The 21,073-nt window shown below is 67.3% G+C and carries 21 protein-coding genes; 15 read left to right on the top strand and 6 right to left on the bottom strand.

Going from position 1 to position 21,073, the window contains the following annotated elements:
• Positions 1-10 precede the first annotated feature (10 nt).
• Genes ubiG through AC3ITW_RS15170 form a run of 3 tightly spaced genes read left to right on the top strand, consistent with a single transcriptional unit; the run spans position 11 to position 2,135 of the window.
• A complete protein-coding gene (gene ubiG, locus AC3ITW_RS15180) occupies positions 11-727 on the top strand; it encodes a bifunctional 2-polyprenyl-6-hydroxyphenol methylase/3-demethylubiquinol 3-O-methyltransferase UbiG (RefSeq protein ID WP_006379724.1) in 717 nt (238 codons plus the stop codon).
• Positions 724-1,419 (top strand): phosphoglycolate phosphatase, encoded by a 696-nt coding sequence (locus tag AC3ITW_RS15175; RefSeq protein WP_489389695.1) that lies wholly within the window; start codon positions 724-726, stop codon positions 1,417-1,419. The genes ubiG and AC3ITW_RS15175 overlap by 4 nt, the downstream gene beginning before the upstream one ends.
• 11 nt (positions 1,420-1,430) lie before the next feature.
• The gene (locus AC3ITW_RS15170; protein WP_006379719.1) at positions 1,431-2,135 is read left to right on the top strand and encodes a squalene/phytoene synthase family protein; all 705 of its coding nucleotides are present in this window, start codon (positions 1,431-1,433) and stop codon (positions 2,133-2,135) included.
• An 89-nt stretch (positions 2,136-2,224) separates the two neighbouring features.
• On the opposite strand, the gene AC3ITW_RS15165 is transcribed toward AC3ITW_RS15170, so the two are convergent.
• The 3 genes from AC3ITW_RS15165 to yidD are packed head-to-tail and all read right to left on the bottom strand — an operon-like array spanning position 2,225 to position 4,672.
• Complete coding sequence (locus AC3ITW_RS15165; protein WP_065724293.1) at positions 2,225-3,070, bottom strand: M23 family metallopeptidase; 846 nt, start codon at positions 3,068-3,070, stop codon at positions 2,225-2,227.
• Positions 3,070-4,416, bottom strand: a complete 1,347-nt coding sequence (locus tag AC3ITW_RS15160; protein ID WP_012511647.1) for a dihydroorotase — start codon at positions 4,414-4,416, stop codon at positions 3,070-3,072. Before AC3ITW_RS15160 ends, AC3ITW_RS15165 begins: the two co-directional genes overlap by 1 nt.
• A 1-nt stretch (position 4,417) precedes the next feature.
• The gene (gene yidD, locus AC3ITW_RS15155; RefSeq protein ID WP_005414016.1) at positions 4,418-4,672 is read right to left on the bottom strand and encodes a membrane protein insertion efficiency factor YidD; all 255 of its coding nucleotides are present in this window, start codon (positions 4,670-4,672) and stop codon (positions 4,418-4,420) included.
• A gap of 272 nt (positions 4,673-4,944) precedes the next feature.
• Here yidD and dksA point away from each other — a divergent pair, with 272 nt between their 5' ends.
• Complete coding sequence (gene dksA, locus AC3ITW_RS15150) at positions 4,945-6,162, top strand: RNA polymerase-binding protein DksA (RefSeq protein ID WP_100435015.1); 1,218 nt, start codon at positions 4,945-4,947, stop codon at positions 6,160-6,162.
• A gap of 192 nt (positions 6,163-6,354) precedes the next feature.
• Here the strand turns inward: dksA and AC3ITW_RS15145 are convergent, their stop codons facing one another.
• From AC3ITW_RS15145 to cysS, 3 genes are read right to left on the bottom strand one after another with little or no spacing between them, the layout of a single operon-like run.
• On the bottom strand, positions 6,355-7,602 hold the full coding sequence (locus AC3ITW_RS15145) for an MFS transporter (RefSeq protein ID WP_100435014.1): 1,248 nt from the start codon (positions 7,600-7,602) through the stop codon (positions 6,355-6,357).
• Entirely contained in the window at positions 7,599-8,051 is a 453-nt protein-coding gene (locus AC3ITW_RS15140; RefSeq protein WP_100435013.1) for a SufE family protein, read from the bottom strand. Before AC3ITW_RS15140 ends, AC3ITW_RS15145 begins: the two co-directional genes overlap by 4 nt.
• A 53-nt stretch (positions 8,052-8,104) precedes the next feature.
• Entirely contained in the window at positions 8,105-9,481 is a 1,377-nt protein-coding gene (cysS, locus tag AC3ITW_RS15135; protein WP_489389694.1) for a cysteine--tRNA ligase, read from the bottom strand.
• Between the two features lie 188 nt (positions 9,482-9,669).
• Here cysS and AC3ITW_RS15130 point away from each other — a divergent pair, with 188 nt between their 5' ends.
• The 11 genes from AC3ITW_RS15130 to AC3ITW_RS15080 all read left to right on the top strand — a co-directional run bounded on the left by AC3ITW_RS15130 (position 9,670) and on the right by AC3ITW_RS15080 (position 21,013).
• Positions 9,670-10,239 (top strand): glycine zipper 2TM domain-containing protein, encoded by a 570-nt coding sequence (locus AC3ITW_RS15130; RefSeq protein WP_065724288.1) that lies wholly within the window; start codon positions 9,670-9,672, stop codon positions 10,237-10,239.
• Positions 10,240-10,558: 319 nt separating this feature from the next.
• Positions 10,559-11,569 (top strand): N-acetylornithine carbamoyltransferase, encoded by a 1,011-nt coding sequence (locus tag AC3ITW_RS15125; protein ID WP_005410369.1) that lies wholly within the window; start codon positions 10,559-10,561, stop codon positions 11,567-11,569.
• Between the two features lie 68 nt (positions 11,570-11,637).
• Complete coding sequence (locus AC3ITW_RS15120; protein ID WP_489389693.1) at positions 11,638-12,831, top strand: argininosuccinate synthase; 1,194 nt, start codon at positions 11,638-11,640, stop codon at positions 12,829-12,831.
• Positions 12,832-12,956: 125 nt separating this feature from the next.
• The gene (locus AC3ITW_RS15115) at positions 12,957-14,045 is read left to right on the top strand and encodes an acetylornithine deacetylase (protein WP_489389692.1); all 1,089 of its coding nucleotides are present in this window, start codon (positions 12,957-12,959) and stop codon (positions 14,043-14,045) included.
• A gap of 75 nt (positions 14,046-14,120) precedes the next feature.
• Positions 14,121-15,449 carry an acetylglutamate kinase gene (locus tag AC3ITW_RS15110; protein ID WP_046986149.1) on the top strand — a complete coding sequence of 443 codons (1,329 nt, stop codon included), beginning with the start codon at positions 14,121-14,123 and terminating at the stop codon, positions 15,447-15,449.
• Positions 15,450-15,453: 4 nt separating this feature from the next.
• Entirely contained in the window at positions 15,454-16,053 is a 600-nt protein-coding gene (locus AC3ITW_RS15105) for a GNAT family N-acetyltransferase (protein ID WP_489389691.1), read from the top strand.
• Positions 16,050-17,003 carry an N-acetyl-gamma-glutamyl-phosphate reductase gene (argC, locus tag AC3ITW_RS15100; RefSeq protein ID WP_489389690.1) on the top strand — a complete coding sequence of 318 codons (954 nt, stop codon included), beginning with the start codon at positions 16,050-16,052 and terminating at the stop codon, positions 17,001-17,003. Before AC3ITW_RS15105 ends, argC begins: the two co-directional genes overlap by 4 nt.
• Positions 17,004-17,023: 20 nt before the next feature.
• The gene (gene argH / locus AC3ITW_RS15095; RefSeq protein WP_489389689.1) at positions 17,024-18,319 is read left to right on the top strand and encodes an argininosuccinate lyase; all 1,296 of its coding nucleotides are present in this window, start codon (positions 17,024-17,026) and stop codon (positions 18,317-18,319) included.
• Positions 18,319-18,576, top strand: a complete 258-nt coding sequence (locus AC3ITW_RS15090) for a YciI family protein (protein WP_489389688.1) — start codon at positions 18,319-18,321, stop codon at positions 18,574-18,576. The genes argH and AC3ITW_RS15090 overlap by 1 nt, the downstream gene beginning before the upstream one ends.
• 11 nt (positions 18,577-18,587) lie before the next feature.
• Positions 18,588-19,745 (top strand): glutamate 5-kinase, encoded by a 1,158-nt coding sequence (gene proB / locus AC3ITW_RS15085; protein ID WP_049401148.1) that lies wholly within the window; start codon positions 18,588-18,590, stop codon positions 19,743-19,745.
• Positions 19,742-21,013, top strand: a complete 1,272-nt coding sequence (locus AC3ITW_RS15080; protein ID WP_489389687.1) for a glutamate-5-semialdehyde dehydrogenase — start codon at positions 19,742-19,744, stop codon at positions 21,011-21,013. Before proB ends, AC3ITW_RS15080 begins: the two co-directional genes overlap by 4 nt.
• Positions 21,014-21,073 lie beyond the last annotated feature (60 nt).

The raw sequence follows: 21,073 nt of genomic DNA, 5'->3' as shown, positions 1-21,073 counted from the left end.
AGGACTCCCCATGACTGCCCCCCACGCATCCTCCAATTTCGATCAGGCCGAGCTGGACAAGTTCGCCGCACTGGCCAACCGCTGGTGGGACGCTGACGGCCCGCAGAAGCCGTTGCATGCGCTGAACCCGGTACGCCTGCAGTACGTGGCCGACCGCGTGCCGCTGCGTGGCGCACGCGTGCTCGACATCGGTTGTGGTGGTGGTCTGTTGAGTGAAGCACTGGCCCAGGCCGGTGCCGACGTCACCGCCATCGACCTGGCACCGGAACTGGTCAAGGTCGCACGCCTGCACGCGCTGGAAAGCGGTGCCACGGTCGATTACCGGGTACAGGCTGCTGAGGACCTGGCCGCCGAGCAGCCGGGCAGCTTCGACGTGGTGACCTGCATGGAGATGCTCGAGCACGTGCCGGATCCGGGCGCGATCATCGAGGCCTGCATGCGCCTGCTGAAGCCGGGCGGTCACCTGTTCCTGTCGACCATCAACCGCACCGCTGCGGCTTTTGCCGTGGCCATCGTCGGCGCCGAGTACGTGGCGCGGCTGCTGCCCAAGGGCACCCATCACTACCAGGAATTCATCAAGCCGGCCGAGCTGGCGCGCTGGCTGCGCGAGGCCGATATGCAGCTGGTGGATGTCAGCGGCATGGCCTACGAGCCGTGGCGCAACCATGCCCGCCTGAGCAGCCGTACCGACATCAACTACCTGGCCTACGCGGTCAAGGCTGCATGACCACCGTGCAGTTCCCGCGCGCGGTGCTGTTCGACCTGGACGGCACCCTGCTGGACAGCGCACCGGACTTCGTCGCCACCCTTGATGCGATGCTGGCCGAGCGTGGTCGCGCGCCGGTCGATCCAGTGCTGCTGCGGCCGGTAGTGTCCAAGGGCTCGCGCGCGATGGTGTCGGTGGCCTTCCCTGAGCTGGAAGCCATTGAACGCGATGCCCTGATTCCCGAGTTCCTGCAGCGCTATGAAGCGCTGATCGGCCAGCACGCGGTGCTGTTCGACGGCGTGGCGGGCATGCTCGCCGCGCTGGACGCTGCCGGTACGGTGTGGGGCATCGTCACCAACAAACCCGAGTACCTGGCGCGGCTGATCCTGCCGCAGTACGGCTGGCAGCAGCGCTGTGCGGTGCTGGTCGGCGGTGACAGCCTGGCCGAGCGCAAGCCGCTCCCGCTGCCGTTGCTGCACGCCGCGCAGGCCATCGGCATCGCCGCCGAAGACTGCGTGTACGTGGGTGACGACGAGCGCGACATCATCGCCGCGCGTGCCGCGGCCATGCCGTCGGTGGCGGCGTTGTGGGGCTATCGCCTGCACAGCGACGATCCGCTGGCCTGGCAGGCCGACGTGCTGGTCGAGAACGCCGAACTTCTGCAACTGGCCAGCCTCTGGCCGACCCGGCCGGCAGCCCCGGCCCAGCCGTAAGGAATCACGTAGTGAGCAGTACCGCGCTGGACAGTTTCCTCGACAAGTGGCGCAGCCGTTGGCCGGAATGGTCGGTGGCCGCCCCGTTCGTGGCCGAACCGCAACGCGATATCGCAGTGGCGTGGTTTGCGCTGCTGCAGGAATTCGACGACATGCTCAACACCAGCGGCGACCCGCTGCCGGCCGACGCCAAGCTGGCGTGGTGGGGCGAGGAGCTGCGCAGCTGGGCCGCGCATCGTTCGCGCCATCCGCTGGGCCGTCTGCTGGAGCCGGTGCGTGCGCCGTGGGCACAATTGGCCGAAGCACTTCCGGATCTGGTTGAAGCGCGTACCGTCGCGCTGGATGCGGCCGGCGCCGAGCGTGCGCTGGCGAACTACGCCGAGGCCGTAGCCGCCGTGGAAGCGGCGCTTTTTGCCGACAAGCCGCGCACCGGCGCAGGCCGTGCGGTGCTGCTGCAGACCCTGGCCCAGCGCCTGCAGGACGCCGGCGTGGCTGGTGTGCCGCGCAGCCTGCTGGACGAGGATTCCAGCACCGCCGCGCAGCGCTGGGCGCAGTATCTGTTGAAGGGGTGGGGCAGTCGCGTGCCCGGTCCGCGCCCGCGCCGCGTGTGGTCCAGCCTGGCGCGTGCACGCGTTGCCGCGCAGGCCGCAGGCAAGCCGATCGAAGCCACGCCGGTACGCACGCTGCTGCGCGTGTGGTGGGCCGCGCGCGGCTGATGCCGCTGCGCTCGCCGGGCATGGCCCGGCGCTACCGGGCGCGGTAATCGGGTAGCGCCGGGCCATGCCCGGCGGCCGTTCGTCGCGCGTTACTTCCGTTCCAGCACCAGCAGCGGATCGATACGGGTGTCGAACCAGTTCATGCCCCAGTGCAGGTGCGGGCCGGTGGCACGGCCGGTGGCGCCGACAGCGGCGATCACCTGGCCCTGGGTCACCCGGTCGCCGACCTTCACGTCGATGCGTGACAGGTGCAGGAAGTTGGAGCTGACCCCGAAGCCGTGGTCAAGCAGCAACGTGCCGCCGGTCAGGTACAGGTCCGGGCCGGCAAAGGTGACGATGCCGGCGGCGGGGGCCTTCACCGGAGTGCCGGTTGGCACCGCGATGTCCATGCCGGAATGACCGGCACCGGGCTGCCCGTTGTAGACGCGGGCATTGCCGAAGCGGCCACTGATGCGGCCCTCCACCGGCCAGATGAAGGTCTGGGTGAAGTCGGTACGGTCGTCGTCACGGGCGCGTGCAGCGGTCACCTGCGCCTGTTCGCGCTTGATCCGCTCGGCAATCGCCGGCGGCGGATTGACCGTCTTCGGCGGCACGCCGTTGACACGTTCGGTGGGCCAGTCGCGCGGTGTCACCGTGATCGTCGCGGTCTCGCTGCCACCATCGGGGCGTTGTACCTGCACACGCAGTGGACCCTTCTCGTCGCGGCCGATGCCGAACACCACGCTGCCATAGCCGCTCACCCGCAACTGGCGGCCGGCGTACTGCACGCGGCTGCCGGCGGGTACCTTGCCGATCACCAGCGCGCCCTGCGACGCGCTGGCCGGGAACACCACGCGGCTGTCGATCAGGCTGCCGATGCCATCCTGTGCCTGCGCCGGAGGTGCGGAAAACAAGGGCGCCGCCAGCAGCGCCCCGATCAGGAGAGCGGAGCGCATCAGCGGTCGTAGGTCATGCGCTGGCCGGCGGGTTCGCCCACCAGCTTGCTGCCGTCCCACACCTGCTGGCCGTTGACCCAGGTGGAGGCGATGCGCGAACGGAAGGTGGTGCCTTCAAACGGCGACCAGCCGCACTTGGACAGCACGTCCTCGCGCTTGACGGTGAACGGCACGTCCTCAACCAGCACCAGATCGGCGAAGTAGCCTTCGCGCAGGAAGCCGCGTTCCTCGACGTCGAACAGCTGCGCCGGGGCATGGGCGAACTTCTGCACCACCTGTTCGCGGGTCAGCTTGCCTTCGTGCACGCGTTCCAGCGCGGCCACCAGCGCGTACTGCACCAGCGGCAGGCCCGAGGGCGCCTGTGCGTACGGCTTCTGCTTCTCTTCCCAGGTATGCGGCGCATGGTCGGTGGCCAGCACGTCCAGCACGTCATCGGCCAGCGCGGCGGTGATCGCCTCGCGGTCGGCCACGTCCTTGATCGCCGGGTTGCACTTGATCAGGTTGCCCTTGGTCGCGTAATCCGGGCGCGCGAAATGCAGGAAGTGCACGCAGGTCTCGGCGGTGATCTGCTTGCGGCTGCCGTCGGCGCGGATCAGCGGACCCTTCTCGAACAGCGCCAGCTCATCGGCGGTGGAGATGTGCAGCACGTGCAGGCGGGTGCCGTGCTTGCGTGCCAGCGACATTGCCAGGCGGGTGGACTTGATGCAGGCCTCGCGCGAACGGATGTCCGGGTGCATGTCCGGGGTCAGCGCATCGCCGTACTTCTCCTGGAAGGCCTTCAGGTTGGCATCGATCATCGGCGTGTCTTCGCAGTGCGTGATGATCGGGGTCGGGCATTCCCGGAAGATCGCATCGAGCGTTTCCGGGTTGTCCACCAGCATGTTGCCGGTGGAGGCGCCCATGAACACCTTCACGCCCGGTGCCTTCTTCGGGTCCAGTGCGCGGATCGCCTCCAGGTTGTCATTGCTGGCGCCATGGTAGAAGCCGTAGTTGGCCCAGGCACGGCCGCGCGCAAGCTCATACTTGGCTTCGAGGATGGTCGAATCCAGCGTAGGCGGATTGGTATTGGGCATGTCCATGAAGCTGGTCAGGCCACCGGCCACGGCCGCCGCCGATTCGCTGGCGATGTCGCCCTTGTGGGTCAGGCCTGGCTCGCGGAAGTGCACCTGGTCGTCGATCATGCCGGGCAGCAGCCAGCGCCCGGCCGCGTCCACCACCTGCTCGCCGTCGCGCGGCGCCAGCCCGGAACCGATCTGCGCGATGCGGCCGTTCTCGATGCGCAGGTCGCCGTCGAAGGTGCGGCCTTCGTTGACCAGGCGGGCGTTGGTGATGAGCGTGGAGGACATGTCAGTGTTTTCCTGTGCAACGGCAAGAGGGGGCGTTGGGAGATTCGGGCACTGGATCGAAGCCGCCAGGATGGAACGGATGGCAGCGGCCCAGCCGTCGTGCCGCCAGCCAGCTGCCGCGCAGCGGGCCATGGCGCGAGATCGCTTCCATCGCGTATTCAGAGCAACTGGGTACGAAACGGCAGCGCGGCCCCAGCAGGGGGCTGATGAAGCGCTTGTAGAAGCGCAGCAGGGCGATGAGCAGGCGCGAGATCACCCAGTCATCTTATGCCAGTTGGCATGAAGGCCGCATTTGTGCAGGATGGGCCGTTGGTCGCATGTCGCCAATGGCCTGCGACCGCTCGCGGCACCCTCCAGGTGCCGGACAGGTTCCGTACCGCGCAGGGCGGTCCGTGTTGGTCGGACCGCACCTTGGGCCCGTTGTCTCCTGGACTGAATGGAGTGGGCCACCGAGGTTGCTGCTGCGGGTCGGGTAGGCTATAAAGGCCCGCTTTCCCGGGCCCCGGGGAATCCAAGGAAGAGCGTTTCGTGGCTGCTAAAAAAACTGCAAAGAAGGCCGTAACGGCCGCCAAGAAAACCGCCAAGCCTGTTGTGAAGAAGTTGGCGGCAAAGCCCGTTGCCAAGAAACCGGCCAGCAAGCCGGTGACCAAGGCAGCGTCCTCGCAACCGGCGGCCAGGAAGGCCACCGCAAAGAAAGCGCCGGTGAAGGCAACCAAGCCGGCGGCGAAGAAGGCCGCTGCGCCTGCCAAGGCCAAGCCTGCCGCTGCCGGCAAGAAGGCGCCGGTGCTGAAGAAAGCCATCAGCAAGGCTGCGCCGGTGAAGAAGGCCGCCGCCAAGCCGGTGGCGAAGAAGGCAGCAGCCAAGCCAGCGCCGAAGGCAGTGGTGAAGAAGGCTGCGGTCAAGCCGGTCGCCAAGCCTGCAGCGAAGAAGGTCGCTGCGGCCAAGCCTGCTGCTGTAAAGAAAGTTGCCAAGAATGTCGCCGCGCCGGTCGTAAAGCCGACTCCGGCCCCCGTTGTGAAGTCCGCACCGAAGCCAGCTGCGAAGCCGGCTCCGGCCAAGTCTGTCCCGGCCAAGACCGCGGCAGTGGCAGCAGCCCAACCGGCTCCCAAGCCGGCCCCGGCCGCCGCTCCTGCAGCATCGACCGCCCCGCAATCCAAGAATCCCGTGCCCGTTTCGAAATCGCCTGCCAAAACCGCCGTGAAATCCGATTCCGCCCCGAAGACCGTGCCGCGTCCTGTCGGCAAGGTCGCCGTGGCCGTCGCCGCCCGCTCGGCCGCGCCGGCCCCGCGCAGCAAGTACAAGGTGGTCGAATACAAGACCGATGAGGCCACTGGCCGCCCGATCCTGCCGGCTGGCTACAAGCCGTCCTCGGAAGAGGAATACATGAGCCCGCTGCAGCAGGAATACTTCCGCCAGCGCCTGCAGAACTGGCGTGCGGACCTGGTGGAAGAGTCCAAGCAGACCATCGAGAACCTGCGCGAGGAAGTGCGTGACATCGGCGACGAAGCCGAGCGTGCGACCCGCGAGACCGAGAACTCGCTGGAACTGCGTACCCGTGACCGCTACCGCAAGCTGATCGGCAAAATCGACAGCACCCTGAAGCGCCTGGAAGCGGGCGACTACGGTTACTGCGTGGACACCGGTGAAGAAATCGGCCTGGAGCGCCTGGAAGCGCGCCTCACCGCCGAGCGCACCATCGACGCCCAGGAGCGTTGGGAGCACCTGCAGAAGCAGCAGGGCGACTGATTCCCGGTCGTTGTATGGTCATGCGAAAAACCCGGCCTCGGCCGGGTTTTTTGTTGGGCGGCTGGTTGTCCCCTGTAGCGCCGAGCCCATGCTCGGCAGGCTCTTCTGTAGAGTCGAGCCATGCTCGGCTGCTTTCCAGAGGCACCAGTCGAGCATGGCTCGACTCTACAGAAAAGCACGGCGCCGCCGCGATCACTGCAGGTCGCGAAGATTCAATTTCCGCAGCGTCGGGTTCTTCCACGCCGTGATCCCAGCCACACTCAGCACCGCGAAGCCGCCCAGCACTACCGCCGGTACCAGCCCCAGCAGTTTGGCCATCGTGCCGGCATAGAACGCGCCGAGCTCGTTGGAGGAACTGATGAAAATGCCGTTGATCGACGACACCCGTCCGCGCATCTCTTCCGGCGTGGCCAGCTGCAGGATGGTCGATCGGATCACCACCGACACGCCGTCGAACGCCCCGTAGAACAACAGGATCAGCGCCGACAGCCAGAAGTGCTGGGACAGTCCGAAGCCGATCACGCACAGGCCGAAGCCCGCCACTGCGAACAGCAGTACGCGGCCGGCATTGCGGTGCAGCGGGTGGCGCGCCAGCCACAGGCCGACACAGACCGAACCCAGCGCCGGCATCGCGCGCAGGATGCCCAGGCCTTCAGGACCGTGGTGCAGGATCTCGTGCAGAAATGCCGGCAGCATCGCCACCACGCCACCCAGCAGCACCGAGAACATGTCCAGCGCCATCGCACCGACCATGATCCGGTTGCCGACCACGAAGCGTGCGCCTTCGGCGATGCTCTTGAAGATCGGCGCAGCCGGGCCGGAATGCACGGGCTCTTCCACCTTCAGCGTGGCCAGGCAGCCCATCGCGACTGCCGCGAACAGGGTGGCCACCGCATAGGAAAGGCCCTTGCCAGCGAAACCGACCAGTACGCCACCCAGTGCCGGGCCGGCGATCATGCCGGCCTGGAACACCACCGCACCCAGGCCGGCGCCACGGGCGAACTGGTCGCGGGCCAGTACGCGGGCAAACAGGGCGTTGTAGATCGGCGACAGGAAGGCGCGGACCATGCCGGTCAGCGCAATGGCGGCATAGATCGGCCACACACCGTCAACGGGCAGCCAGCCCATCGCCACGCTGGTCAGCACCAGCGCAGTGGCGATCAGCCCGGAACAGGCGACCATGCCCAACCGGCGGCGCGGCAGGTGGTCGACCAGGTAGCCGGCGAACGGCGCCACGCAGAAGAACGGCAACACTTCGGCCAGGCCGATCAGGCCCAGCGAGAACGGATTGCGGGTGACTTCGTAGATATGCCAGCCGACGGTGACCGCGACCACCTGGTAGGACAGCATCGCGAAGATGCGGTAGGCCAGCAGCCTGGCGAAACCGGGCCGGGACAGCAGGCCCAGCGCGGTGTCTTGGGCTGTGGCAGGCTCGCTCACGAGGGCTCGCGCTGCAGCTGCGCCTGCGCGGTCTCACGGATGAAGGCCAGCATCGCGGCCACGCCGTTGCTGCGGGTCGGCGACAGGTGGCGGGCCAGGCCGATGTCCTGGATGTAGCTGGGCTCGGTGTCGAGGATCTCCTGCGCCGAGCGCCCGGAGTACACGCGCAGGGCCAGGAAGATCAGGCCGGAGACGATGGCCGAATCACTGATGGCGTGGAAGCGCAGCGACTGCGTGTTGCCTTCCGGCACGATCCAGACCATCGACTGGCAGCCGAGCAGGCGATGCTCTTCGGTCTTCCATTCTTCCGGAAACACCGGCAGCTTGCGGCCGAGGTCGATCAGGTACTGGTAGCGCTCGGACCAGTCACCGAAGAAGCCGAATTCCTCGGCGATGGCGGTCTGGGCCTCGGCGGCGGTGGGTTCAAGCGGGAACGGGGAGTCGGTCACAACAGTCTCTACGGTGGGGCGTGGCCGGCGGACCGGCCACGGGGCAGGGTGGGTCAGCCGCGCTTGCGCGACCAGCGCGCGCCCTGCGGGGTGTCTTCCAGCACGATGCCTTCGGCGGCCAGCTGGTCGCGGATGGCGTCGGAACGGGCGAAGTCGCGTGCCTGCTTGGCGGCGGCGCGCGCGTCGATCAGGCCCTGGATGCGCGCATCGTCGCCGTCATCGCTGGCGGCGGTGCCGAACCACTGCGCCGGGTCGGCCTGCAGCAGGCCCAGCGCCAGGCCGGCGCCGAGCAGTTCGCCCTTCAGGCGCGCTTGTTCGGTGGGGTCGGTGGCGCGGCGTGCGTCGGCGGCGATGCGGGCCACTTCGGCCAGTGCCTGCGGGGTGTTCAGGTCGTCATCCAGGGTCGCCTCGACCGTGGCCGGGATCGCCACGACCGCCACGACCGACGCCAGCTCGCGCAGGGTGCCGTACAGGCGGTCCAGGGTGCGCACCGACTGTTCGATCAGCGCATCGGACCACTCCAGCGGCTGCCGGTAGTGGGCCGACAGCAGGGCCAGGCGCAGCGCTTCCGGCGGGTGCTGGCTAACCAGATCGTGCACGCGCTCGATGTTGCCGACCGACTTGCTCATCTTGGCGCCGCCGAAGTTGAGCATGCCGTTGTGCAGCCAGAAGCGGGCGAAGATCCTGCCGCCATGCGCGCATTCGCTCTGGGCCAGTTCGTTTTCGTGGTGCGGGAACTGCAGGTCGACGCCACCGGCATGAATGTCGATGGTCTCGCCCAGGTGGGCGGCGGCCATTGCCGAGCATTCGATGTGCCAGCCCGGGCGGCCACGGCCCCACGGCGATTCCCAGCCGGGCAGGTCATCGCTGGACGGCTTCCACAGCACGAAATCACCCGGGTCGCGCTTGTAGGGGGCGACATCGACGCGGGCGCCGGCCAGCATTTCCTCCGGATCGCGGCGCGAGAGCTTGCCATAGCCCTCGAAGCTGCTGACCGCGAACAGCACGTGGCCCTCGGCCGGGTAAGCGTGGCCGCTGGCGATCAGCTGCCCGATCATGGTGATGATCTGCGGGATGTGCGCGGTCACTTCCGGCTCGATGTCCGGCGGTGCCACGCCCAGCGCGGCCATGTCTTCACGGTAGGCGGCGGCGAAACGATCGGTGATGGTGCTGATCGGCACCCCCTGTTCGCGCGCGGCGTTGTTGATCTTGTCGTCCACGTCGGTGATGTTGCGCGCGTAGCGCAGGCCACCGAAGCGCCGCCGCAGCAGGTCGGCCAGCACCCCGAACACCACTGGGCCACGGGCGTTGCCGATGTGCACGTAGTTGTAGACCGTCGGGCCGCACACATACAGGGTCGGACAGGCCGGGTCGAGCGGGGTGAACGGTTCGAGCTGGCGAGTCAGGTTGTTGTGCAGGCGCAGGGTCATGGGGCTGTGACTGGGGGACAAGCCTGTGATTTTAGAACGTGTCGGGGCGCTTTGGGGCGACGCGCTGCCACCGGTGGACCTGAAGCCCGCCCAAGGTGGGGTGGGCAGGAGCGGCGCGGACGGGTAATGTTCAGCCCCTTGCGCTCGCCACTGCCTACACTATCGCCGTGTCCCTGCTCCCGTCGCCAATGAAATCCACCGCGTTGCTGACCCTGGCCTGCCTGTCGGCGCTGCCCGCCGTGGCCCAGGCGCAGGAGGCCGAGCCCCGCAACCGGGTGGTGATCGTGGAGAACGTGAAGTTCGACTACGCGCAGGTGCTGAACGTCGAACCCGTGTTCCAGACCCTGCGTGCGACCCGCACCGAAGAACACTGCGAGCCGGTCTCGACCCGGACCCTGGCGCCGGTCAATGTCACCGGTGAGGAGCCTGCCGAGGACAAGGGCCGGATCGGTCGCTTCTGGGACTCGGTGCGCTCGATGTTCAAGCGCAGCGATGAAGAGGGGGCCGAGGAGACCGCCGTCGAGACGCCCGCGCCGGCCCCGGCGCCGGCCAACAACGGGCCGATGCTGACCCGTGACTGCCGCATCGTGCCGGTGGGACGTGAATTCCGCCGGCCCATCGCCTACGACGTGGACTACGTCTACAAGGGCACCAAGTACCGCTCGCGGCTGCCGGAAGATCCCGGCAACCGGCTCAAGGTCCGGGTCTCGATCACCCCATGGGTCGGTCCCGAACAGAACACTGCCAGCAATCCCTGATTCCGCGACCCACGCCCCTTGCGCCGGTCCCGGCCGCATGCAAAGATGCCCGGCCATGAAGCTCACCGACTTCCAGCACGACAGCAGCGCAGCCCGACAGGCGTCGGGCATGACCTCGCGTGCGCGTCGACCGGAACCCCACATCCTCGCTGGGTAACCGGAGCTTTTTGCTGTTCGTCCGAAAAAAACCCAGCCCACCGGCTGGGTTTTTTCGTTTCCGCGTCATGAAAGCTGCAACTGCAACCTTTTCGTACCACCTTTGGTTCCTGGTTTCCCTTCCACCGCGTCGACCTTCGGCGCCGCCACGCAAGGAAAGATGATGTCCCCCAAGCACTTCCTGAACACCCAGGACTGGAGCCGCAGCGATCTCGACGCGCTGCTGACCCAGGCCGCGCTGTTCAAGCGCAACAAGCTCGGCGACCAGCTCAAGGGCAAGTCGATCGCGCTGGTGTTCTTCAATCCGTCCATGCGCACCCGCACCAGCTTCGAACTGGGCGCGTTCCAGCTCGGCGCCCACGCGGTGGTGCTGCAGCCGGGCAAGGATGCGTGGCCGATCGAGTTCAACCTCGGCACGGTGATGGACGGCGATACCGAAGAGCACATCGCTGAAGTGGCCAAGGTGCTGGGCCGTTACTGCGACATCATCGCCGTGCGTGCGTTCCCCAAGTTCATCGACTGGGCCTACGACCGCCAGGACATCGTCCTCAACAGCTTCGCCAAGTATTCGCCGGTGCCGGTCATCAACATGGAGACCATCACCCACCCATGCCAGGAACTGGCCCACGTGATGGCGCTGCAGGAGCACTTCGGCACCCAGGACCTGCGTGGCAAGAAGTACGTGCTGACCTGGACCTACCACCCGAAGCCGCTGAACACCGCGGTGGCGAACTCGGCGCTGACCATCGCCACCCGCATGGGCATGGATGTGACCCTGCTGTGCCCGACCGCCGACTACATCCTCGACGACCGCTACATGGGCTGGGCCGAGCAGAACGTGGCCGAGAGCGGCGGTTCGCTGAAGATCAGCCATGACATCGACAGCGCCTACGCCGGTGCCGACGTGGTCTACGCCAAGAGCTGGGGCGCGCTGCCGTTCTTCGGCAACTGGGAACCGGAAAAGCCGATCCGCGACCAGTTCAAGCACTTCATCGTGGACGAACGGAAGATGGCGCTGACCAACAACGGTGTCTTCAGCCACTGCCTGCCGCTGCGCCGCAACGTCAAGGCCACCGACGCGGTGATGGATTCGCCGCAGTGCATCGCCATCAACGAAGCCGAGAACCGACTGCACGTGCAGAAGGCGATCATGGCGGCTGTTGCCGGGCGCTGATTCCCAAGCATTGAAACAATCCGCCGGGCATGGCCCGGCGCTACCCCACCTGATTGGACATTACCCCCATGAGCAACAAAGACGTCGTTCTCGCCTTCTCCGGCGGCCTGGATACCAGCTTCTGCGTGCCGTACCTGCAGGAGCGTGGCTACAACGTGCACACCGTGTTCGCCGACACCGGCGGCGTGGATGATGAAGAGCGCGATTTCATCGAAAAGCGCGCCGCCGAACTGGGCGTGGCCAGCCACGTCACCGTCGATGGTGGCCCGGCCATCTGGGCCGGCTTCGTCAAGCCGTTCGTGTGGGCCGGCGAAGGCTACCAGGGCCAGTACCCGCTGCTGGTCTCCGACCGCTACCTGATCGTCGATGCCGCGCTCAAGCGCGCCGCTGAACTGGGCACCAACATCATCGCCCATGGCTGCACCGGCATGGGCAACGACCAGGTGCGTTTCGACCTGGCAGTGAAGGCGCTGGGCGACTACCAGATCATCGCGCCGATCCGCGAGATCCAGAAGGAACACACCCAGACCCGTGCCTACGAGCAGAAGTACCTGGAAGAGCGCGGTTTCGGCGTGCGCGCCAAGCAGCAGGCCTACACCATCAACGAGAACCTGCTGGGCCTGACCATGTCCGGCGGTGAGATCGATCGCTGGGAAGCGCCGGGCGAGGGCGCCCGTGGCTGGTGCGCACCGCGCAGCGAATGGCCGGAGCAGGCGTTGACCGTCACCCTGAAGTTCGTTGAAGGCGAAGCCGTCGAACTGAACGGCAAGGCGTTGCCGGGTGAGCAGATCCTGGCCCAGCTCAACAAGCTGTTCGCTCCCTACGGCGTCGGCCGTGGCGTCTACACCGGTGACACCGTGATCGGCCTGAAGGGCCGCATCGTGTTCGAAGCGCCTGGCCTGGTTTCGCTGCTGGCCGCGCACCGCGCGCTGGAAGATGCGGTGCTGACCAAGCAGCAGAACCGCTTCAAGCCGGACGTGGCGCGCAAGTGGGTGGAGCTGGTGTACGAAGGCTTCTACCACGACCCGCTGAAGACCGACATCGAGGCCTTCCTGAAGTCCTCGCAGGCCAAGGTCAACGGTGAAGTGGTGCTGGAAACCCGTGGCGGCCGCGTCGATGCAGTGGCGGTGAAGTCGCCGCACCTGCTCAACACCAAGGGCGCCACCTACGCGCAGTCGGCCGACTGGGGCGTGGAGGAGGCCGAAGGCTTCATCAAGCTGTTCGGCATGAGCTCGACGCTATACGCGCAAGTCAATCGCTGAGCGATTGAATTGCGCGCGCGTCTCCCGCGCATTCCACCTAATCCCCGCGCCGTTGGCGCGCCCCCTTGAACATCAAGGGGGCTCTCCTCCAGCCGGTACACGTTGTACTGAAGGATCTTTGATTCATGCTTGAACAGACGATCTCGCATCTGCAGGCCCTGGTGTCCTTCGACACCCGCAACCCGCCGCGTGCGATCACCACCGGCGGCATCTTCGATTACCTGCGTGCGAACCTGCCCGGGTTCAACGTCGAGGTGATCGACCACGGTGCCGGTGCGATCAGCCTGTATGCGGTGCGCGGTACGCCGAAGTACCTGTTCAACGTGCACCTGGATACCGTGCCGGACTCGCCGCACTGGAGTGCCGACCCGCACGTGATGCGCCGCCTGGACGACCGCGTGGTCGGCCTCGGCGTGTGTGACATCAAGGGCGCCGCCGCCGCACTGGTGGCCGCGGCCAATGCCAGCGACGGAGACGCTGCATTCCTGTTCTCCAGCGACGAGGAAGCCAACGATCCACGCTGCATCGCCGCGTTCCTGGCCCGTGGCATTCCGTATGAAGCAGTGCTGGTGGCCGAGCCGACCATGAGCGAAGCCGTACTGGCGCACCGGGGCATCAGCTCGGTGCTGATGCAGTTCGCCGGTCGCGCCGGGCATGCCTCGGGCAAGCAGGATGCGGCCGCCAGCGCGCTGCATCAGGCCATGCGCTGGGGCAACCGTGCGCTGGACCATGTGGAATCGCTGGCCTCGGCGCGCTTCGGCGGCCTCACCGGGCTGCGTTTCAACATCGGCCGTGTCGAGGGCGGGATCAAGGCCAACATGATTGCCCCGGCCGCCGAAGTGCGGTTCGGGTTCCGCCCGCTGCCGTCGATGGACATTGATGGCCTGCTGGTGACCTTTGCCGGCTTCGCCGAACCGGAAGCTGCTGTGTTCACCGAGACGTTCCGTGGCCCCAGCCTGCCGGCCGGTGACATCGCCGAGGCCGAGAACCGCCGCCTGCTGGCGCGCGACGTGGCCGACGCACTTGAGCTGCCGATCGGCAACGCGGTGGACTTCTGGACCGAGGCCTCGCTGTTCTCGGCCGGTGGCTACACCACGCTGGTGTTCGGCCCGGGTGACATCGCCCAGGCCCATACCGCCGATGAGTTCGTAACGCTGGACCAGCTGCAGCGCTACACCGACGCCGTTCACCGCATCATTGCTGCCGGCGCCTGATCGACCCCACAACGCCGCCGTGCTCCGGCACGGTGGAACTGCAACGCGGCGACCGCCGCCTGTGACGAAACCGAAATGTCTCCTGCCCTCCAGCCCCACCGCCAGACCCGCCAGACCATCGTGCGCCTGCTTTCCAGCATGGCCAGCGCGAAGGAGATCAGCCAGTACCTCAAGCGATTCTCGCAGCTGGACGCCAAGCGCTTCGCCGTGGTCAAGGTCGGCGGTGCCGTCCTGCGCGACGACCTTGACGCGCTGACCTCGTCGCTGTCGTTCCTGCAGGAAGTCGGCCTGACCCCGATCGTGCTGCATGGCGCCGGCCCGCAGCTGGATGCCGAGCTGTCCGCGGCCGGCATCGAGAAGCAGACCGTCAACGGCCTGCGCGTGACCTCGCCGGAAGCGCTGGCGATCGTGCGCCGGGTGTTCCAGCAGTCCAATCTGCGCCTGGTCGAAGCGCTGCAGCAGAACGGCGCGCGCGCCACTTCGATCACCGGCGGCGTGTTCGAAGCCGAGTACCTGGACGTGGACACCTACGGCCTGGTTGGCGAGGTGAAGAAGGTCAACCTCGCGCCGATCGAGGCCAGCCTGCGCGCCGGCTCGATTCCGGTCATCACCAGCCTGGGCGAGACTGCTGGCGGCCAGATCCTCAACGTCAACGCCGACTTCGCTGCCAACGAGCTGGTGCAGGAGCTGCAGCCGTACAAGATCATCTTCCTGACCGGCACCGGCGGCCTGCTGGACGAGCAGGGCAGCGTGATCGACTCGATCAACCTGTCCACCGAGTACGACCACCTGATCGCGCAGCCGTGGATCCACGGCGGCATGAAGGTGAAGATCGAACAGATCAAGGATCTGCTCGATCGCCTGCCGCTGGAATCGTCGGTGTCGATCACCCGTCCGGCCGACCTGGCCAAGGAACTGTTCACCCACAAGGGCTCGGGCACGCTGGTGCGCAAGGGTGAGAAGGTGCTGCGCGCCACCGCGTGGGAGCAGCTGGACCTGCCGCGCCTGAAGCAGCTGATCGAGTCGAGCTTCGGCCGCACCCTGGTGCCGGACTACTTCCAGAAGACCACGCTGCTGCGCGCCTACGTCAGCGAGAACTACCGCACGGCGGTGATCCTTACCGATGAAGCCGAGGGCGTGTACCTGGACAAGTTCGCGGTGCTTGATGATGCGCAGGGCGAAGGCCTGGGGCGCGCTGTCTGGAACGTGATGCGCGAGGAGACGCCGCAGCTGTTCTGGCGTTCGCGCAATGGCAACCCGATCAACCATTTCTACTACGCCGAATCCGATGGCTGCTACAAGCAGGGCCACTGGAAGGTGTTCTGGTACGGCGCCGATGGCATCGACCGCATCAGGACCTATGTCGACCATTGCGGCGTGCGTGCGCCGAGCCTGGAGGGCTGAACACATGAACCATGCCGATTGGACCAGAGTCCCTACGCTGGCGGGCACCCATGCGCGGCTGGAGCCGCTGCAGATGGGGCATATCGATGGCCTGCGCGGCGCGCTCGGCGATGGCGCGTTGTCCAGGCTCTGGTACACCCAGGTGCCCGATGCGAAGACCATGACCGGCTACGTGCAGGCGGCGCTGCAGGCGCAGGCCGAAGGCAAGGTGCTGCCGTTCGTGGTGTTCGATGCCAACGACCAGATTGTCGGCACCACCCGTTGCTACGATCTGCAAGCGGACGTGCCGCGCCTGAGCATCGGCTACACCTGGTATGGCGAGTCGGCGCAGCGCACCGGGGTCAATACCGAGACCAAGCTGATGCTGCTGAGCCATGCGTTCGAGCGGCTGGAGTGCCTGAGCGTGGTGTTCGAGACCAGCTGGTTCAACTTTGCCTCGCGCACCGCGATCGCGCGCATTGGCGCCAAGCAGGATGGCGTGCTGCGCAACCACCGCCGCCACCCCGACGGCACCCCGCGCGACACCGTCATCTTCTCCATCATCAACGCGGAATGGCAAGGCGTGAAGCGCCACCTGCAGCACCGCCTGGACAGCCACGCATGAACGATTCGATATTCACCCTGGGCATCGTCGGCGCCCGAGGCCATACCGGCGCCGAGCTGATCAAGCTGGTCGCAGCGCATCCGCGGCTGCAGCTGGCCTTCGTGTCCTCGCGCGAACGCGCGGGCCAGCGCCTGGCTGACCATCATCCCGAGTTCCAGGGCGAACTGCGGTACGAGAACCTGGACGCCGACGCGGTGGCGGCCAAGGGCGTGGACGCGGTGATCCTGGCCCTGCCCAACGGCCTGGCCGCTCCGTTCGTGGCCGCGCTGGAAGCGGCTAAGCCGGACACCGTCATTGTCGACCTGTCGGCCGACTACCGCTTCGACAATGCGTGGTACTACGGCCTGCCGGAGCTGACCCGCGGTCGCTACAACGGCCAGAAGCACATCAGCAATCCGGGCTGCTATGCCACCGCGATGCAGCTGGCGATCCACCCGCTGCTGGACCTGCTGGCCGGTCCGCCGCAGTGCTTCGGCGTGTCCGGTTACTCCGGTGCCGGCACCACGCCCTCGGACAAGAACAATGTCGAACTGCTGGCCGACAACCTGATGCCGTATGCATTGACCAACCATGTGCATGAGCGCGAGGTGTCGGTGCAGATGGGCGTGGCGGTCGAGTTCATGCCGCACGTGGCCCCGCATTTCCGTGGCATCACCCTGACCGCCAATCTGTGGCTGAATCGCGTGCAGACCCGCGAGCAGATCGTCGAGCGATTCCAGCAGGCCTATGCCGGCGAACCACTGATCGAGGTGGTGGATGAAGCACCGTGGGTCAGCCGCATTGCCGGCCGCCACGGTGCCCAGGTCGGTGGCTTCACGCTGGCCCCGGGCGGCAAGCGGGTGGTGGTGGTGGCGACCCTGGACAACCTGCTGAAGGGCGCGGCCAGCCAGGCCATGCAGAACCTCAATCTCGCACTGGGCATCGACGAACTGACGTCGATCCCGCACTGACCACGCTTCCGGAGCCCCCCATGGCAGACCTTCTTTGGCAGAAGCCCGGTGTCGCTGTAGACGCCAAGATCCAGACCTTCCTCGCCGGTGACGACGTCATCCTCGACCGCGAGTTCTTCCTGCACGACATCGCCGCCAGCGCCGCGCACGCACAGGGCCTGCAGCACATCGGTATCCTCAGCGCCGATGAGCTGGCGGGCCTGCTGCGCGAGCTCGACGTGCTGGCGCAGGACTTCCGCGCAGGCCGCTTCGTGCTGGATACGCAGTACGAAGATGGCCACTCGGCAATCGAAGCACGCTTGACCGAACGCCTCGGCGATGCCGGCCGCAAGATCCACACCGGCCGCAGCCGCAACGACCAGATCCTGGTCGCCACCCGTCTGTGGCTGAAGGAGAAGCTACAGCGCGTGGCCCAGCTCAGCGCCGAAGTGGCCAAGGTTGCGCTGGACCGCGCACAGGCCGAGAAAGACCTGCCGATTCCCGGCTATACGCACATCCAGCGTGCCGTGGTGTCCTCGGCCGGCATGTGGTGGGCCGGCTGGGCCGAGGCCTTCATCGACAACGCCATCCGCGCGCGCGACACCCATGCGCTGGTCGACGCCAATCCGCTTGGCACGGCTGCCGGCTACGGTGTGAACCTGCCGCTGGACCGTGAGCACACCACGGCCGCGCTCGGTTTCGCCCGCATGCAGATCTCGCCGATCTACGCGCAGCTGTCGCGCGGCAAGTTCGAACTGGCCGCGCTGGAAGCGCTGGGCGGCGCCACGCTGGACCTGCGCCGCATTGCCTGGGACCTGTCGCTGTTCACCAGCGCCGAGTTCGGCTTCGTCGCGCTGCCGGCGCAGTACACCACCGGCAGTTCGATCATGCCCAACAAGCGCAATCCGGACGTGATCGAGCTGATGCGCGCGACCCACGCCAGCGTCGCCGCCGCGCGTACCGAGATCGAGCAGCTGCTGTCGCTGCCGTCGGGCTATCACCGCGACCTGCAGTCGTCCAAGGGCGCCATCTTCCACGGCTTCGGTCGCGGCCTGTCGGCGCTGGAACTGCTGCCGGCGCTGCTGGCCAACCTGGAATGGCGCGACGACAAGGTTCGCGCGGCAATCGACTCGGGCATGTACGCCACCGATGTGGCGGTGGAAGCGGCGGTGGCCGGTGTGCCGTTCCGCGAGGCCTACAAGGCTGCTGCCGCCGGTGCCGACAGCGCAGGGCAGGGGCGTACCCCGGAAGGCAGCCTGGCCGCACGCGTATCGCCGGGTTCGGCCGCCGACCTGCGCCTGGACGAACTGCACGCGCGCTGGCAGGCGCTGTCCTGATGGCCGGCACCGTCTATCTGGTGCTGGCCATGCGCCGGCCCGATTTCAACGCCGCCGCCGTGCAGCCGCACCGTGACTTTCTCGATGCGTTGCAGGCACAGGGCAAGCTGCAGCTGACCGGCGGTTTTGCCGATGGCAGCGGTGGCGCCTATGTGCTGTGCAACGTGGACAGCCTGGCGCAGGCCATCGTCGCCACCGATCCGCTGGTGACGATGCAGGCCTCCGCGCTGACCGTGCACGAATGGAACACCCGCTGAGAGCCTGACCGATGATCCAGCACGCTGCCCACGTCGCCTCGCCGTTCCCCGAACAAGCGCTGCCGCCGTGGCGGCGTGCGGTGCTGAAGGTCGGTAGCAGCCTGCTGGCTGCCGATGGCGGCGGCCTGTCACCTCGCCACGCGCTGGGCCTGGCCCAGTTTGTTTCCGCCAACGTCCTGGCCGGGCGCGAGGTGGTGATCGTCTCCTCCGGTGCGGTTGCGGCGGGGCGCGCGATCCTGCCGCGGGCCGATGAACCCGGTGCGGCGATGGCGGCGCGGCAGGCCCTGGCCGCGCTCGGTCAGGCCCAGCTGATCGGGCTCTGGCAGCGCTTCTTCGAGCGCCCCGTGGCGCAGGTGCTGCTGACCCACGACGACCTGCGCAACCGCCGCCGCTACCTCAACGCACGCGCCACGCTCAATGAGTTGCTGCGGCTGGGCGCGTTGCCGGTGGTCAACGAGAACGACACCGTGTCGGTGGACGAACTCAAGCTCGGCGACAACGACAACCTTGCCGCCACCGTGGCCGCGCTGGTCGATGCCGATGCACTGTTCATTGCCACCGACATCGACGGCCTGTACAGCGCGGACCCGCGCACCGTGGCCGATGCGCGGCCACTGCACGACGTGCCGGAACTGAGTGACGAGGTGCTGGCGATGGCCGGCGGCGCAGGGTCGCGCGCCGGTACCGGCGGCATGCGGACCAAGCTTGAGGCGGCGGCCAAGGCGGGTCGTCTCGGCATCGAGACCTACCTTTTCAACGGCCGCAGCAGCGACGTGGTGCGTGCACTGGCGCAGGACCGCCTGTTCGGCACTCGCATCCACGCCGCGCGCAGCCGCGAGGCGGCCCGCAAGCACTGGCTGCGGCATGCACCGCTGACCGAAGGCGCGATCGTGATCGATGCCGGTGCGGCACAGGCCATGCGCGAGAAGGGCGCCTCGCTGCTGCCCGGTGGCATCACCGGTGCGGAGGGCGCGTTCCGGCGTGGCGATATGGTGCAGGTGTGCTGGAATGCACCACAGGGCCGTGTCTGCATCGCCCGCGGTGTCAGCCAGTACGCCGCCGATGATGTGCGCCGGATCGCCGGTCGCCATTCGCGCGACATCGAGGCCGTGCTGGGCTACAACTACGGTGGCAGTGTCGTCCATCGCGACGATCTGGTGCTGCCATGACCGGTTTGAAGGACTCCCCGATGAGCGAAATCGAAGCGCAGGCGCGTGCCTGCCGTGACGCGGCCCAGATCGTTGCCGGCCTCGACAGTGCGGCGCGCCGCACGCTGCTGCTGGCAATGGCGCAGGCACTGGAAGTGAATGCCGGGCTGATCCTGGCCGGCAATGCGCGTGACCTCGCCGCCGCGCGCGACAAGGGCGTTGGCAGTGCCATGCTCGACCGCCTCGCACTGGACCCCGCGCGCCTGTTCGCGATGGCCGAGGCCGTGCGCGAAGTGGCCGGATTGCCGGATCCGGTCGGCCAGGTGACCCGCGACGACGTGCGCCCTAACGGCATCCGTGTGCAGAAGGTGCGCGTGCCGCTGGGCGTGATCGCGATGATCTACGAAGCACGTCCGAACGTGACCGCCGAAGCCGCGGCGCTGTGCCTGAAGGCCGGCAACGGCGTGGTCCTACGTGGCGGCTCCGAAGCGATTCATTCCAACACCGCCATCGCCCAGGCACTGGCCGGTGCATTGAAGGCCAACGGCGTACCGCCGGCTGCGGTAACCGTGCTGACCGACCTGCGCCGCGAAGCGATGCTGGGACTGCTGCAGTTGCATGAGCTGATCGACCTGGCCATTCCGCGTGGCGGCGAAGGCCTGATCCGCTTCGTCGCCGAGCACGCGCGGGTGCCGGTGATCAAGCATTACAAGGGCGTGTGCCATCTGTTCGTGGACGCCAGTGCCGACCCCGGCAAGGCCATTGACCTGCTGGTGGATGGCAAGTGCAGCCGTCCGGCGGCCTGCAATTCGCTGGAGACCCTGCTGGTGCATCGTGCCGTGGCCGATACATTCCTGCCGCGCGTGGCACAGGCGCTTGGCGAGCGCGGCGTGCAGCTGCGCGCCGATGCATTGGCGCAGCCGCTGCTGCCGGGCAGCACGTTGGCCACCGAAGACGACTACGCCGCCGAGTTCCTTGATCTGGTGGTGGCGGTGCGCGTGGTCGACGACCTCGATGCGGCCATCGCGCACATCCGTGCTTACACTTCCGACCATACCGAAGTAATCGCCACCGAGGACGCGGGCAACGCCGAGCGCTTCGTCACTGCGCTGCGCTCTGCGGTGGTGATGGTCAATGCGTCCTCGCGTTTCTCCGATGGTGGTCAGCTGGGCTTGGGCAGCGAGATCGGGATCTCCACCACGCGCCTGCATGCCTACGGCCCGATGGGCCTGGAAGCGCTCACCGTCGAACGATTTGTCGTGCGCGGGGAAGGGCAGACCCGCACCTGAGCGCGACGGACGCCGGGCATGGCCCGGCGCTACCGCCGCCCATCAGGTAGCGCCGGGCCA

This window comes from Stenotrophomonas sp. KH_052 (genome assembly GCF_057838755.1).
This window is presented reverse-complemented; position numbering and strand designations above follow the sequence as displayed.

Excerpts from the sequence above, each read along its gene's own strand:
- ubiG (WP_006379724.1), top strand. The coding sequence starts at position 11 with ATGACTGCCCCCCACGCATCCTCCAATTTCGATCAGGCCGAGCTGGAC.
- AC3ITW_RS15175 (WP_489389695.1), top strand. The coding sequence starts at position 724 with ATGACCACCGTGCAGTTCCCGCGCGCGGTGCTGTTCGACCTGGACGGC.
- AC3ITW_RS15165 (WP_065724293.1), bottom strand. The coding sequence starts at position 3,070 with ATGCGCTCCGCTCTCCTGATCGGGGCGCTGCTGGCGGCGCCCTTGTTT.
- AC3ITW_RS15160 (WP_012511647.1), bottom strand. The coding sequence starts at position 4,416 with ATGTCCTCCACGCTCATCACCAACGCCCGCCTGGTCAACGAAGGCCGC.
- cysS (WP_489389694.1), bottom strand. The coding sequence starts at position 9,481 with ATGACCCTGCGCCTGCACAACAACCTGACTCGCCAGCTCGAACCGTTC.
- AC3ITW_RS15130 (WP_065724288.1), top strand. The coding sequence starts at position 9,670 with ATGAAATCCACCGCGTTGCTGACCCTGGCCTGCCTGTCGGCGCTGCCC.
- AC3ITW_RS15125 (WP_005410369.1), top strand. The coding sequence starts at position 10,559 with ATGTCCCCCAAGCACTTCCTGAACACCCAGGACTGGAGCCGCAGCGAT.
- AC3ITW_RS15120 (WP_489389693.1), top strand. The coding sequence starts at position 11,638 with ATGAGCAACAAAGACGTCGTTCTCGCCTTCTCCGGCGGCCTGGATACC.
- AC3ITW_RS15115 (WP_489389692.1), top strand. The coding sequence starts at position 12,957 with ATGCTTGAACAGACGATCTCGCATCTGCAGGCCCTGGTGTCCTTCGAC.
- AC3ITW_RS15110 (WP_046986149.1), top strand. The coding sequence starts at position 14,121 with ATGTCTCCTGCCCTCCAGCCCCACCGCCAGACCCGCCAGACCATCGTG.
- AC3ITW_RS15105 (WP_489389691.1), top strand. The coding sequence starts at position 15,454 with ATGAACCATGCCGATTGGACCAGAGTCCCTACGCTGGCGGGCACCCAT.
- argC (WP_489389690.1), top strand. The coding sequence starts at position 16,050 with ATGAACGATTCGATATTCACCCTGGGCATCGTCGGCGCCCGAGGCCAT.
- argH (WP_489389689.1), top strand. The coding sequence starts at position 17,024 with ATGGCAGACCTTCTTTGGCAGAAGCCCGGTGTCGCTGTAGACGCCAAG.
- AC3ITW_RS15090 (WP_489389688.1), top strand. The coding sequence starts at position 18,319 with ATGGCCGGCACCGTCTATCTGGTGCTGGCCATGCGCCGGCCCGATTTC.
- proB (WP_049401148.1), top strand. The coding sequence starts at position 18,588 with ATGATCCAGCACGCTGCCCACGTCGCCTCGCCGTTCCCCGAACAAGCG.
- AC3ITW_RS15080 (WP_489389687.1), top strand. The coding sequence starts at position 19,742 with ATGACCGGTTTGAAGGACTCCCCGATGAGCGAAATCGAAGCGCAGGCG.